Annotated in this window: 16 protein-coding genes, 1 tRNA gene and 1 pseudogene; 12 read left to right on the forward strand and 6 right to left on the reverse strand. The window is 30.0% G+C overall.

The features are described from left to right. Positions 1-369: 369 nt before the first annotated feature. On the reverse strand, positions 370-1,359 hold the full coding sequence (locus tag ACO5GE_RS06440) for a PTS sugar transporter subunit IIC (protein ID WP_484830112.1): 990 nt from the start codon (positions 1,357-1,359) through the stop codon (positions 370-372). 349 nt (positions 1,360-1,708) lie between these two features. On the opposite strand from ACO5GE_RS06440, the gene ctlX reads away from it, so the two are divergent. Continuing rightward, positions 1,709-2,626, forward strand: a complete 918-nt coding sequence (ctlX, locus tag ACO5GE_RS06445; protein ID WP_484830098.1) for a citrulline utilization hydrolase CtlX — start codon at positions 1,709-1,711, stop codon at positions 2,624-2,626. 1,001 nt (positions 2,627-3,627) lie between these two features. Here ctlX and ACO5GE_RS06450 read toward each other — a convergent pair. Continuing rightward, positions 3,628-3,762, reverse strand: coding sequence for a helix-turn-helix domain-containing protein (locus ACO5GE_RS06450; RefSeq protein WP_484830099.1), 135 nt, complete (start codon positions 3,760-3,762; stop codon positions 3,628-3,630). A gap of 709 nt (positions 3,763-4,471) precedes the next feature. On the opposite strand from ACO5GE_RS06450, the gene ACO5GE_RS06455 reads away from it, so the two are divergent. The 4 genes and pseudogenes from ACO5GE_RS06455 to ACO5GE_RS06470 all read left to right on the forward strand — a co-directional run bounded on the left by ACO5GE_RS06455 (position 4,472) and on the right by ACO5GE_RS06470 (position 5,859). Further along, positions 4,472-4,675: a hypothetical protein gene (locus tag ACO5GE_RS06455; RefSeq protein ID WP_484830100.1), complete on the forward strand. Its 204-nt coding sequence runs from the start codon at positions 4,472-4,474 to the stop codon at positions 4,673-4,675. Positions 4,676-4,703: 28 nt separating this feature from the next. After that, positions 4,704-4,955: pseudogene (locus tag ACO5GE_RS06460) on the forward strand (S24 family peptidase); the annotation flags it as partial. Between the two features lie 159 nt (positions 4,956-5,114). Next, positions 5,115-5,261, forward strand: coding sequence for a hypothetical protein (locus tag ACO5GE_RS06465; RefSeq protein WP_484830101.1), 147 nt, complete (start codon positions 5,115-5,117; stop codon positions 5,259-5,261). Positions 5,262-5,328: 67 nt separating this feature from the next. Then, positions 5,329-5,859, forward strand: coding sequence for a tyrosine-type recombinase/integrase (locus ACO5GE_RS06470; RefSeq protein WP_484830113.1), 531 nt, complete (start codon positions 5,329-5,331; stop codon positions 5,857-5,859). A gap of 547 nt (positions 5,860-6,406) precedes the next feature. Here ACO5GE_RS06470 and ACO5GE_RS06475 read toward each other — a convergent pair. The 4 genes from ACO5GE_RS06475 to acpS form a co-directional block, all read right to left on the reverse strand. Further along, positions 6,407-6,491: transfer RNA gene (locus tag ACO5GE_RS06475), tRNA-Leu, on the reverse strand. Positions 6,492-6,694: 203 nt separating this feature from the next. Continuing rightward, positions 6,695-7,069: a type II toxin-antitoxin system PemK/MazF family toxin gene (locus tag ACO5GE_RS06480; RefSeq protein ID WP_484830102.1), complete on the reverse strand. Its 375-nt coding sequence runs from the start codon at positions 7,067-7,069 to the stop codon at positions 6,695-6,697. Positions 7,070-7,188: 119 nt separating this feature from the next. Continuing rightward, positions 7,189-8,355: an alanine racemase gene (gene alr, locus ACO5GE_RS06485; protein ID WP_484830103.1), complete on the reverse strand. Its 1,167-nt coding sequence runs from the start codon at positions 8,353-8,355 to the stop codon at positions 7,189-7,191. 123 nt (positions 8,356-8,478) lie between these two features. Next, a complete protein-coding gene (acpS, locus tag ACO5GE_RS06490; RefSeq protein WP_484830104.1) occupies positions 8,479-8,847 on the reverse strand; it encodes a holo-ACP synthase in 369 nt (122 codons plus the stop codon). Positions 8,848-9,072: 225 nt separating this feature from the next. Between acpS and ACO5GE_RS06495 the strand changes: the two genes are divergently transcribed. The 7 genes from ACO5GE_RS06495 to rsfS all read left to right on the forward strand — a co-directional run bounded on the left by ACO5GE_RS06495 (position 9,073) and on the right by rsfS (position 14,078). Beyond that, positions 9,073-9,333 carry a GIY-YIG nuclease family protein gene (locus ACO5GE_RS06495; protein ID WP_484830105.1) on the forward strand — a complete coding sequence of 87 codons (261 nt, stop codon included), beginning with the start codon at positions 9,073-9,075 and terminating at the stop codon, positions 9,331-9,333. Positions 9,334-9,448: 115 nt separating this feature from the next. Then, the gene (locus ACO5GE_RS06500) at positions 9,449-10,459 is read left to right on the forward strand and encodes a methionine ABC transporter ATP-binding protein (protein ID WP_484830106.1); all 1,011 of its coding nucleotides are present in this window, start codon (positions 9,449-9,451) and stop codon (positions 10,457-10,459) included. Between the two features lie 67 nt (positions 10,460-10,526). Then, positions 10,527-11,123, forward strand: a complete 597-nt coding sequence (locus ACO5GE_RS06505; protein WP_484830107.1) for a methionine ABC transporter permease — start codon at positions 10,527-10,529, stop codon at positions 11,121-11,123. A gap of 141 nt (positions 11,124-11,264) precedes the next feature. Beyond that, complete coding sequence (gene nadD / locus ACO5GE_RS06510) at positions 11,265-11,885, forward strand: nicotinate-nucleotide adenylyltransferase (protein WP_484830108.1); 621 nt, start codon at positions 11,265-11,267, stop codon at positions 11,883-11,885. Between the two features lie 5 nt (positions 11,886-11,890). After that, on the forward strand, positions 11,891-12,490 hold the full coding sequence (yqeK, locus tag ACO5GE_RS06515) for a bis(5'-nucleosyl)-tetraphosphatase (symmetrical) YqeK (protein WP_484830109.1): 600 nt from the start codon (positions 11,891-11,893) through the stop codon (positions 12,488-12,490). Next, entirely contained in the window at positions 12,474-13,718 is a 1,245-nt protein-coding gene (locus tag ACO5GE_RS06520) for an LCP family protein (RefSeq protein ID WP_484830110.1), read from the forward strand. The genes yqeK and ACO5GE_RS06520 overlap by 17 nt, the downstream gene beginning before the upstream one ends. Positions 13,719-13,733: 15 nt before the next feature. Next, positions 13,734-14,078, forward strand: coding sequence for a ribosome silencing factor (rsfS, locus tag ACO5GE_RS06525; protein WP_484830111.1), 345 nt, complete (start codon positions 13,734-13,736; stop codon positions 14,076-14,078). Positions 14,079-14,385 lie beyond the last annotated feature (307 nt).

Raw genomic sequence — 14,385 nt, forward strand, 5'->3', positions numbered from 1 at the left:
AAGTATCTCTCTTTTTTTATTTATTTCTGTAACATATGTCTTATCACATTACAAAATCTTTAATACATTTGATTTACCTATGGATTTATTCAATAACACTGAAAAAATAACTATACTGTCAATACAATTCATAACTAAATTTATGTCTTAGCATTTTAAAATGTATAACGAAATTGATTAAGAACTATTCATAAATATAAGTGTGTAATTTTAACTTAGATATATTGTCTTAATTTATATTATCATAGTTAGTATATAAAGAATTAGAGAAAGTAGTATAAATAATTATGATAATAAAAAATACAGCTTACTTGAATTCGAATGAACATTCCATCCCAAGTACACTGTATTTAAAACATAACAATAGTTTTATAAATCTAACTTCAAATCTCCATCTTTTATCCAACCTATTTTTTTTAAAATGTTATAGAACAACAAACTTAATACTGTGGGTAAAATAAAATGTATTAATAAGATTCCACCATAAATCTTCATTGACGAATGACCAGATGCCATCATAGCAGTAACAGTCCCTATTTGTCCTACAAAACCACTTGTTCCCATTCCTGAACCAATTGGAATGTTTTCCATTCTAAAAACCATTGTTGATATTGGTCCGGTAATTGCTGCAGCTAATGTAGGCGGTATCCATATTTTCCAATTTTTTAATATATTTGGAACCTGTAACATGGATGTTCCAATTCCTTGAGCTAAGAGACCGCTCCATCCATTTTCTTTAAAACTAATTACTGCGAACCCAATCATTTGTGCACTACATCCAGCGGTCGCTGCTCCTCCGGCTAATCCTGCTAAAGAAAGCATCATACACAATGCTGCAGAGCTTATTGGTAGTGTTAGAACCATCCCTACAACAACTGATACAATCATGCCCATCCAAAATGGTCTCAGTGTAGTTGCAACCATAATCATATTTCCCAACCGAATCATAACAGAGTTAATCGCAGGTCCTAAAAAAGTTCCCAACCATACCCCGCTAACTATAGTTACTGCCGGAGTAACTATAATATCCACTTTAGTTTCTTTAGATACTATTTTCCCTAACTCTACACTAATCCACGTAGCAATCCAAGCACCAACCGGTCCTCCAAACTTATTTCCTGCAAATCCTACAATAACTGAAGAAAAAATAACTAGATTTGGAGCTTTCAATGCCATAGCAATTGCTACTGCAATAGCGGGACCTGTCATATCTTTTGCTATAGGCCATATGACTTCAGATAAAAATGGAATATATAACTTAGTCCCTATAGTATTAAGAATAGTTCCTATTAATAAAGAAGCAAATAAACCCATCGCCATGGAACCTAATACATCAATTCCATATCTTTGAAAAGACATTTCAATTCCTTTTTTCTTTAAAAACTTTTCTATTGCATTGCTATTTTCTTTCACTTTATTATCCTCCTAAGTAGTTGTTATTAAAATTATGTATTTCACAGTTGTAAGTTACTTTTGTGAAAAAACAATACTTGTTATGTCTCGAAAACAATCATATACTAAAAATTATGAATTTACAACTGTCTTGTCATAAAATTTTAATTAAAATTTATCAAATAAGAAATACTTACTTTTCATTATTTAATTAATTTTTAAATCTCTTGAAATATACAAAATATATTGTATAATGATAAGTGATAAAAGTCTAGAATAGATAGGTTTTTACACAAAATTTAGGAGGGATTAATTTATGAAACACTCTACATCATCAATTGTTATGGTTAGACCTGTAGCATTTCAATTCAATGCTGAAACTGCTGTAAACAACGTGTATCAAAATAATGATAACAAGGATGTTAACGAAGTACAAAAGAAAGCATTGGAAGAATTTGATAATCTTGTAAAAGAATTGGAAAATCGTGGTATTACTGTTCACGTTCTTCAAGACACATTAACTCCTGCAACACCAGATTCTATTTTCCCAAATAACTGGTTCTCAACACACGAAGGTGGGTTGATGGTAATATATCCTATGTTTGCTGAAAATAGACAAGCAGAAATCGCAAAATTCCGTTCAACTGTTGAAAAAATTGCTGAAGAAAGTCAAAAAGATGAACCTTTCTTTACTATCATTGACTATTCTAAAAACAGAGAAAGAAATCAAATCTTAGAAGGAACAGGATCTATTGTAATTGATAGAAAAAACAAAGTAGCATACTGTACTTTAAGTCCTCGCGCAGACAAAGAAATGTTCGAAAAATGGTGTAAAGAAACTGGACATACCGGAGTAACATTCATTTCTTACCAAGAAGGAAAACCAATTTACCACACTAACATTGTTATGGGAATCGGAGAAAAAAATGTTTTGGTTGGTCTTGACGCAATTGATGAAAAAGATAGAGCTCGTGTTCGTGAGTCACTTGAAGCAGGTGGAAATGAAATCATCGAACTAACAATGGATCAGTTAAAAGCTTGTGCAGGAAATACCTTAGAATTAAAAGGTAAAGACGGTAACTTTATCGCTATTAGTAAAATGGCATATGATTCGTTAACAAAAGAACAAGTTGCACAAATAGAAAAATCAACACCTATTCTAGTTGCTGACATCAACACTATTGAATTCTACGGCGGTGGAAGTGTTAGATGTATGATGGCTGAAGTTTTCTAAATTACAAAAAATAAATAAATTTTAAGGATTATATCTTCAAACAATAGGTATAATCCTTTTTTATCTTTAAAACACTTAATATCTAATTGTTACTTTTAAGTTTTTGTATAATTCAATAAACAAAAAAATTCTCTGTCATGTGAATATTTTCCATAAAACATAGAGTTAAAAATTACACTAGTTATGGTTTTATTACAACAAATTCTCTTATCAGTCAAATTATTTCTCATTGACTTAACAAGAATAGTCAATTTTCTGAGTCAAAAAAGATAGATGATAAGAGTTTATTCCTTTTACAGAACCAAAGTTGATTTCCTGAATTAATTTATGTATGGTGCAGATTAGGGAGACTATTCTATATTTTTCTTGAAATTATTGATATTACTTATATTTAACATTTTTAATACATAAAAATGTGCAAGCAAAGTGCAAATATAAATCATTTATTTTTCTAAAAATAATCAAAAATTTTTTAAGCTATTTTCACAAAAACTCTTTACAAATCTACTATGTCATAGTGTATTAAGGATATAAAAAGGAGGAGAAAAAATGAATAAGATAATAGACACGATAATAGACTTGCTGGAAATTAAAGCGTTAGTCCTAACAATCACAGAATTAAGCAAGTCTAAGAGAAAGAGAAAATAACTTCTTTTTCTCCCCCTCAGTAGGGTACGTCTATTATAACACTTCATACAAAAAATGAAAGACATTAAGCTTATTGCAGTTGTTATCTTAATCCTAAATATAATGGATGGAGATTTCAAAAATCTTACTTTTTTAAAGTATAATAAAATCTATATTGCTTTTTATTAACTTAATTTTAATATGCAGAAAGGACCGTTTGATATTGAAAAATAAACGAACTGATTATAATCGGAAATGGCAAGAAAAAAACAAAGTAACATTGGATGATTTGAAAGAACCGGCTGAATTGATTCAGGAAAAAGTACAAATATTATAAAAAATAGAGGGAGCTCATGCTCCCTTCTACTTGATTACTACTTCTTTATCATTTCCGGACACATTATACCAAAATTCCCTAAAGTTTCTTTTGAAACCCCTAACATTTTTGCTGCTTCTTCTTGTGAGTATCCTTTATTTACTCTAGCTGATTTTAAAGTCATTTTATTCATACTACACCCCTTAACAACTAATTATCACAACTAATAGCATTACTTTTACATCAAACTTCTTTTTTGTTTCCATCTTTACATAAGTTAAAATATCCCGTATAGGCCGATAGAACAGCTCTGTTTTAGGCAAAGTGTCTGTATAACAGCACAATACCAATTAGAAGTAAAACTCCGACAATTCCCTCAATTTTTTCTTTTTTGTAGTCTTGCGAATATTAAATTTTACTTTCATTATTTCCCCCTCCTTACAAAAAGCATTGCTCTTGGGAAAAAGATATGATAAGATATTAGATAGAGGGAGGATTTCTCCCCCTATCTTAGAATTCGATTGTGAATTCTATTTTGAACCAAATGAGGTTAAGAGTCAGGCTTAATCTCATTTTTTATGTTTCTTTTTCTTACTCATATCTTTTTTCTACCCTTCTTGATTATATACAGTACACTAAAAGCGTATTATCAACACTTAAATTGTAATTTTTTCTTTTTTTGATTTTTTATTTTTTAGCGTACTATAATCAATAAAAAAGAGGTGATTGCATTCGTTAATAATTTAGGAAATAAAGAAACTATAGCTAGAAACATAAAAAGGTATATGTAAAAATCTAATATAGGTGGAAAAGAATTATCCCTTATAAATGGAACAGCATACACAATTGTAAGTGATTAGGTTAATGCTAAAAAATATCCTAGAATAGATAAAATAGAAAAAATGGCGTGCTATTGGAGAATTTCAAAATCCGATTTAGTAGATGAATACAAAGACGAAACGCAAAATAAATTAACTTTTGTAGGGAATATAGTTTCTTCATCTAACCAAAAGTATATCCCTTTTGTTCCGGATGTTATTGCAGCTGGTATTCTATCAACCATTGAAGGAATAATGCAATTAGATACAATAGCCCTTCCTTTTTGATTTTTTAAGAAAACACAAAAACAACAAAAATTTAATCACAATGCAAATTCTGGGAGAAAGCATGAACAAAATCATACTGAACGGTTCCTATATCATTATGAGAGCAGACATTGAGTTCTCATCATTAAAAGATGAAGATATTGTAGTTTTTGACAAAGAACACGAATATCCCCTCAAACATTTCTACAAAACAGAAGATAAACTGATTTTCAGACCAAATTCAACAGAAAAATCATTTGTAGATATTACTTATGATATTAATGATAACTTAAAATATTAGAGGTAAAGTGATTTCTCATATTGTATTTGATGAATAAAAAAGAAGCCTTGTAGAGCGCGCAACTCTAACAAGGCTAAATAACCAAATTCACTCTCTAAATAGGGAAATGGTCTGTTTAATTGTACCATTTTCTTATCACACATTCAAGGAGGTACAATTATGTCAAAGAAAAAAGGAACTTGCGAAGGAACCAAATATAAAATAACGAAGAATGGAAAACCATATTACCGTGCACAAATTACCATAGGACTTGATATAAACGGAAATCCAAAAAGAAAAAGTTTTTTCGGGATATGTAAAATCTGATGTGGCTAAACGGATGCGTGAGGCACAACTGCAAGTAGATTGTTGATTAAATATCCTTGATTCTGAAATTCCATTTGGAGACTTTTTCAAAATGTGGATATTCACATACAAAAAGAACACCATTTCTCCTGCAACATTTTCAAAATATGAAGGATTCTATCGAAACAAAATAGTAGGTACTCCCATTGAAAACGTAAAACCAAAGGATCTATCTGCTATTAAACTACAAAAATATTTTAACGAAGCTATAAATTCAAGCTCACTGATTCCAAACAATGCAAAACAATTATTAGTTCGTATAAATTCTTGTTTAACATTCGCACTTCAGGAAGAATATATTTTCAAAAATGTTGCTAAATCTATCACTCTTCCAAAAGTAAATGGCAGAAAACGAACTGCATATACCAAAGAAGAACAAGAAAAAATTATCTCCTACTTAACTGATGACAAAAAAGACATTGAAATCTTTTTAGCATTTGCACCCGGAATGAGATTAGGTGAAATTTTAGCACTTTATAAATCAGATATTGATTTTAGTAAAAACAAAATAACTGTAAATAAACAATTCAAAACAATTACTATATTGAAGAGAATTTGACCAGAACAAGAAGGTATGAAATCACAAAACCAAAAACTGAATCCAGTATCAGAACCTTACCGGTACCGAAAAAAGCAATGGACAAAATCTCAAAAATGCTAAGCTCTGATACTGCACTTCCTTTTCAATCTGTTCTGCTTTTTTGTGATGATTTTGGAAGATGATTAGAAAGAAAAATACTACCTCGAAGATTAAAATAAATTGAAAAAGAACTAAATATACCGCACAAAGGATTTCACTGTATCAGACACAGCTACGCAACAAGACTTTTTGAGGAAGGAGTTCCGCCAAAAAACCGTTCAAGTTCTATTAGGACACTCCACAAAGCAACCAACAATGGAAATCTATACTCATGTTATGGGAACATCAGAAAAAATAGAAGAAGAAAAGTTAAATATTCTATTTGCATAAAGCGTGTAAAAGTGTGCAACCGGTGTGCAACAAATAATAAAAACTATGATAAACAAAAAAAAATAAACACAGATACAAAAAATAAAATGCCATGATTCCAATATTCACAGCATTTTACAAAAAAATACAATATGTATGGTGCAGATAGGGAGACTCGAACTCCCACGAACAATGTTCATACGCCCCTCAAGCGTACGCGTCTGCCATTTCGCCATATCTGCAAAACACTTCCTAGATTATATCACACTTTTTTAAAAAAAGAAACGATTATATAATTCATGATTCATCATAAAAATCTAAAATCACCAATCGAAAAAAGTAAAGAAACTTTCACTAAACTTCTGTCAATCTATTTCTTACAAAAGCACTTGTTGTATAGATATTTTATATTATATTTTCAAAACTTACTTACTATGTATCACATCTACCGTCTTCTCATGTCAGTTAACCCTAAACTGATGTATAAAGCTTTATCTACCTTTTCCATAAATCTTGGACTACACTTCCCAATCTTATCTTTCAACCTCTGTTTATCCAACGTTCTAATCTGTTCCAATAGAACTACAGAATCTTTTGCCAAACCAAATTCTTTTGCAGAAATTTCCAAATGAGTTGGTAATTTTGCCTTATTAATTTGTGAAGTAATTGCTACAACAATAACTGTAGGAGAATACTTATTCCCTATATCATTTTGAACAATAAGAACCGGCCTAACTCCTCCTTGTTCAGAACCAATGACAGGGCTGAGATCAGCATAAAAAATATCTCCTCTCTTTACTATAGTATTTATCATAATCATTTCCAACTTTCCATAATACTTTATAAATTTTGTAAGTATATCTATAATATACCTATACTCTCTCAATGTAAGTAGGTTATGTTCCCATAACAATTATTAGCAAACATATTTGAATAACCTCACCTCATCCTTAAGTAATCCACCACTTTAACTACTTCTCCATTTCTACGAAAAATTCTTGGTATTCTTCGTTGCATCATACACAAAACTTCGTAGGAAATCGTACCCATGGCTTTTGCCAATCGCTCTACTCTCATATCTTGTTCATCTGAATAAATAACCACTTTATCTCCTATTTCAAAGTCTTTGGAAATATCCAAACGAATCATACTTTGATCCATACAAACATTCCCAACAATAGGATACTTTTCTCCTTTTATTTTAACATAACAATTATTACTCAATGCCCTACTGAACCCATCTGCATATCCAATTGGAATTGTTGCAATTTTTTCGTAATCGTTCTTAACAATATATTTATGACCATAGCTAATACCGGTTCCTTTTTCTACCACTTTTAAATTTGATATTGTAGAAAATAAGCTCATTACCGGCTTAATATCCACTTTTTTCTTAGAAATCTCATCGGATGGATAGTATCCAAACAAAGCTATTCCCAGTCTTACCATATCCAAATGATATTCAGGATAACTGATTGTTGCAGCAGTATTACAACAGTGTCTTATTTCAAATTTTACATCCCGCTCCTCTAATTTTTGAAGAAGTTCAGAAAAAACTAGAAATTGTTTTTGAGTATGAGATTTATCGTATTCATCTGCCCTGGCAAAGTGAGTGAATATCCCTTTAAAATATAACCCTTTTAATTCACTCAATTGTTTGATATCACTTATTGACATATCATTACACTGAAAGCCTATCCTAGACATACCACTATCTATTTTAATCTGTACATTTGCTACTTTTTGATGTTTCAATGCAATTTCATTCAAAGTCATTCCTTGAGTTAAGGTATAAATTGGTATATCTATATCATGTTTCAATAACTCTTCATACTGATACTCAGGAACAAAGCTCAAGCAAGTAATAGGTAATTTAATTCCAGCACTTCTTAACTCCAATGCTTCATCCATATTGGATACAGCAATGTAGTCAATTCCTAACTTTTCATATAACTTTGCTATTTCAACACTTCCATGTCCGTATGCATTAGCTTTTAAAACACAACATACTTTAGTTTTATGAGTAACTAACTGTCTCAAATTTTTACAATTCTGTTCTAATGTATCTAAATTAATCTCAGCCCAAGTTGCTCCATATTGTCTCACAAAAAAATCCCCTCTGAAATATTTATTTCATTCAGTATATCACTAATTTACATATTTTTTTTGTTTTTTTATATTTTTTTTATATTATTTACATTTTTCATATAATAACAACATTCATTACTATTATTCCATAATACAGAGGGCAATCGCATTATCTCTTTCATGGGAAATAGATATATATACATAAGAAATTTCTTTTTCCCCCAATAAAACTTTTGCTTTAGAGTACAAACTAACATAGGGTTTCCCATAAGAATCATGAAAAACTTCTATATCTTTCATAGAAAATCCTACAAACCCTGTACCTAATGCTTTGGCCACAGATTCTTTTACAGCAAAAAAAGAAGCGATAGTTTCAATAGAATAATTTTTTTGTTTGAAATAAATTTTTTCTTTTTCTGTAAATAATCTATCTAATGCTCTATGGTGCCTACTACACAAATTAGACATCCTATGTATAGAAACAATATCGACTCCTACTCCCTTGATCATATTTATTCCCCTTCTGACTAAATCTGAATCTTTTCAATAGCAATTTTAGTAAATTTTTTCTTTACTAGAAAATATACTCTCTATTAATAGTATTTAACAACATATCCATTATGATATAGTATCATATATGATGGTTTTCATCTTTTCGTTTTTAATTATACACTAATTTTTAATTATACACTATTTTTTAATTATATACTAATTTTTATGAAAGGAAATGACTCTATGAACAAAAAAAATACTTTTTTTGTATATATTTTAAGATGTAGCGATAATTCTCTATATACTGGATATACTATAAATGATATAGGAAAACGAGTTGAAGCACATAATAACGGCACAGGTGCTAAATATACACGTGGTAGAAGACCTGTTTCCCTTGTATATTTCGAGGAATTTACTTCAAAATCAGAGGCTTTAAGAAGAGAATTTGAAATTAAATCATATTCAAAATCTAGAAAAGAGATTCTTATAAAAAACTTATAGTGTTCCACTACTAATTTTAATAATTTTTTAAATTTTTTTAATTTTTTGTTCAATTAAAATACAAATAATGATATTATTAATGGTACTATACTATAAATTACTGAGGTGATTGTAATTGATTAACTTAATAAATGTGTCCAAAACTTTCCACACAAAAAATAATAATGTGGTGGCGTTAGATGATGTAAATCTTCATATTAAAAAAGGTGATATATTTGGTATTATCGGATATAGCGGTGCCGGAAAAAGCACTTTGGTTAGATGTATCAATTTCTTGGAAGTTCCTTCACAAGGAACAGTACAAATAAAAGGTGTTGACTTATCTTCTCTTTCTGAAAAAGAATTACGAAACCAACGAAAAAACATTGGTATGATTTTTCAACATTTTAATCTTATGAATAATATCAATGTATTTGATAACATAGCAGCCCCTTTGAAACGAAATGGTATGAGTAAAAAGCAAATCAATGAACGTGTTAACTCCTTATTGAAGTTAGTAGGTTTAGAAGAAAAATCTTTTGCTTTTCCCCGCCAATTGAGTGGCGGACAAAAACAGAGAGTTGCCATTGCTAGAGCATTAAGTAATAATCCGGAAATTTTATTATGCGATGAGGCTACATCGGCATTGGATCCCAATACAACAAAATCTATTTTAAATTTGCTTAAAAAAATCCATAGGACCACTGGTATTACTATCGTTATTATCACACATCAAATGGAAGTTGTTAAACAAATATGTACTAAAGTTGCCGTTATGGAAGGTGGAAAAGTTGTAGAACAAGGTAGCTTGATTGATATTTTTGCTAATCCAATAAATAACATCACAAAATCCTTTGTATCACAAACAATGCATGGAGATGAATTTTTAGAGAGAATGAAGGATGAAAAACAAACAATGTATAAATTGTCTTTTTTGGGAAATACAACTCACTCTCCACTTATATCTGATGTCATTCAAAAATATAACATCTCTATTAATATTATGTTTGGAAATATTGAAAAAATATCTGATTCTATGGTAGGAAATTTAGTTGTAGAATTTCTGGGAGATTCTGAGAAGATACAACAAGCAATACAGTATATTAACCAAACCGGAACAAGAATTGAGGTGATTTCTCATGATTAGTGTTTATTTTCCTAATATAATAAATTTATTACCTGAACTAATATCCTCTTTATGGGAAACTATTCTTATGATAACGATTTCAGGTTTTTTTTCTACCATTTTTGGACTACCTCTTGGAATTACCATGTTAGTTACATCAAAAGGCCATATATTAGAAAATCCTAAAATTTATTCTATTTTATCCAAAATAGTAAATGCATTACGTTCTATTCCTGCAATTATCTTATTTACTGCATTAACAGGAATTACTCGTTTCATTATGGGAACAAGTATCGGACTAAAAGGGGCGTTATTCCCTCTTACTGTTGCCTGTATTCCATTTCTAGCAAAACAAGTTGAACTTGCACTCTATTCTATAGATTTAGGAGTCATAGAAGCTTATACATCTATGGGATTTTCTCCCTTGCAAATAATATTAAAAGTAATTTTGGTTGAAGGGTTGGGAGGAATCATTAATGCCATCACCGTTTCTTTGGTCAGCTTGCTTAGTTTCTCAGCAATTGCAGGATCTGTTGGAAGTGGCGGTCTAGGATATTTTGCAATTCGTTATGGATATCAAGGATTTAAACAAGATGCTATGATTGTCACCGTCATCATTATCCTTCTATTTGTCTATTTAATTCAAGCAGTAGGAGATTTTCTAGCACGAAAAGTAACACATTAGACTATAGACAATGATATTTTTCTGCAACTGACAGTTCTCTATCTATTCATTTCCTTTCATATGTGTTAACTATAGAATTATACTAGATTTTAAGATATAATATTCATAGTAAAAAATATTAAACTTTTAGGAGCTAATATTATGGGAAAAAAAATTGGAATACTCGGTGGAACCTTTAATCCAATTCATACAGCTCACCTTTATATAGCTGAGGCCGCAAAGGATTCTCTTAACTTAGATAAAGTTATGTTTATTCCTGCAATGCATCCCTATCATAAAGATAACGAAGATTTGGTTAGTTTTGAACACAGAATGAACATGATTAAGGAAGCAATTGCAGATAATAAAGATTTTATCGCTTCTAATCTTGAGCAAGAACTTAATCAAGAAAAATCTTTCACTTTAGATGTTTTAAAAAAATTAAAATCTGATTATCCTTATGATGAATTTTTCTTCATTGTAGGTTTAGACTCTCTGTTAAATATTGAATCGTGGTATTGTTTTGAGCAACTATCACACTATACAATGTTTGTCTGCTTTCTAAGAAATAATGAAGCAAGTTCTTCTGATTACATTCAAAAAAAAATGTATGATTTAAAACAAAAGTACAATATGGATGTCTTGTTTTTTTCTACTATATCTTTAGATATATCATCAACGAAAATAAGGCAATTCATACAAAAGAAACAAGCTGTTCGTTACTTGTTACCTGACAACGTACTTCGCTATATCCAAAAAGAACATCTGTATGAAACTAGGTGATTTGTTTGCATTTAGAAAAATTAATATTACATTTGAAAACCACCTTATCTGCCAAACGATTCCAACACACTCAAGGTGTTGTTGAAACTTCTGCACAACTATGTGACATCTTTCATGAAAACAAACAGAAAGCTATAATTGCGGCATGGTTTCACGATTATGCAAAAGAATATTCGTCTAATGAACTCATTTCCTTTTTAAAAAGCAAAAATTGTCCTATAGATGAAATTGAAGAGAAGAGTCCACAATTGTTACACGGAAAAGTTGCTTCAATCATTGCTAAAGAGCAATATCATGTTTCAGATGAGGATATCCTAAATGCAATTTGTTATCATACTACCGGTAGAAAAAACATGAGTCGTCTAGAAATTATTGTTGCGTTGGCCGACTGTATAGAACCAAATCGAACTTATCCGCATGTGGATGAGTTAAGAAAATATTCTGCCTATGACTTAGAGTTAGGCTTTTATCATGCATTAAACTATACTATTTCTTTTTTATTAAAAGAAAATAAACTAATTCATCCTCTTACCATTGAAGCTAGAAACAATCTTATGGAGAGTTGTATAAATAGAAAGGTGATTTTGTGTGAAAAATATTTTTAAGAATCTTAGTATTGCATTTATTATCTTATTTGCCATCATCTCATTCACTGTATACTTACAACAAGATGAAAAAAAAGATAATAGTTCTGAATTTGAAAAATACTGGTTAAATGCAACAGAACCTAAAGAACGTGTCAATGTTCTTATTATGGGAATAGATACAGTTGAAGGAAAAGTAGATGCTGATAATTCAAGAACCGATACAATGATTATATGTAGTATTGACCCTGTAAAAAAAACAGGATATATACTTTCTATTCCAAGAGATAGTCGTGTAAAAGTTGCAGGTAGAAAAAACAAGACAAAAATAAATCATGCACATAAGTATGGTGGGATTGAATTGGCTGTTTCTACAGTAAAGAATACTTTTCATATTCCTATTCATCACTATATCCGAGTGAATTATGATGCTCTTATTAAAATGGTAGATGATATGGGTGGAGTACAAATTAATGTATTGCAAAATATGGATTATGATGATAACGCATCAAACTTACACATTCATTTCAAACCTGGAATTCAAACACTAAACGGACAGCAATCAATGGAATTCATAAGATTTCGATATGGATATGCAAATAAAGATTTAGGGAGAATTGAAGCTCAACAGTATTTCTTGGACTCTTTTCTTCATAAGCTACTGTCATCACAGTCTATAACTAAAATACCTAAACACCTTGAAACCCTATATCAATATGCTGACACAGATATGTCAAAAAAAGAAATTATATCTTTAGCCTCTACACTAATAAAGATAAATCCAAATGATATTTCTAAAAAAATGATTCCTGGCGTTGCCAAAAACATTAATGGAACATCATATTATATTATTGATGAAGATGAGACACAAAATCTTATAGACTATCTAAATAAAGGTGTTTATGAAAAGCAAGAATATATAAGTAATGATAAAACACCTGTCGAAGATCCTTCATCTCAAAATAAAAATCCAAAATATAGTATATTTGTTTACAATGGATGTGGAATACCAAAAATCACACGAAGAGTATCTGATTTATTAAAAATTGAAGAACTTCCTATTTCATTTAGCGGAAATGCCAGCAATTTTGATTATGAACAAACAAAAATTTATTACAAGGATAATGAGCGCTTAGCAAACAAAATTTCTGAAATTATAGAAGTTGGAGAAATAAAACAAGGTACTATTGCAATTGATTATAGAGAGCCCGATATTGTGATTATTGTCGGAAAAGATTTTAAAAAATAGGAGGAGTATACAATTGTGAGTGAATTAAAAACCATCATCAATGCTATTAAAGACAAACTTGGAGAAAATATTGTCGTTTTAAATATAAAAAAAGTATCCACAATTTCTGAATATTTCGTAATAGCAAGTGCTGATAATGAAAGAAAAGTATCATCTATTGCTAAAAATGTAGAGGATGAGATGAGAAATATATCCCATTTTGCACATTCTAAAGAAGGCTATGATACTCAAAAATGGATTGTATTAGATTATGGAGAATGTATTGTCCATATTTTCAAAAATGAGGAGAGAGCTTTCTATGATTTAGAACGACTATGGAAGGATGCACCATACATTGATATCGAAAATATCTTGTCCTAATTAGAAATAGAAACACTACTAAGAATTCATCGAAGAGTCGAAAATATTCTATTAAACTTTTATTATTAGAATATTTTCGTTTTTTTTATACAAGTATATCATTTAATAGATACCTAACAAAATAATTCTAAAAAATTAGCTATATATTCTTAAACAGTTTTAATTCAAGAAATTAAACACTTCAGAATCTTATCAACAAACTAATCTTTTATAATAAATATCCACTGGCATAGCCGGTGGTTTTTCATTTTCGGGCATAGCCCTATCTTAACTGGCAGCACACACGTGTGCTTTTTATTGGCCTGCC

This window comes from Filifactor sp. (assembly GCF_057248345.1).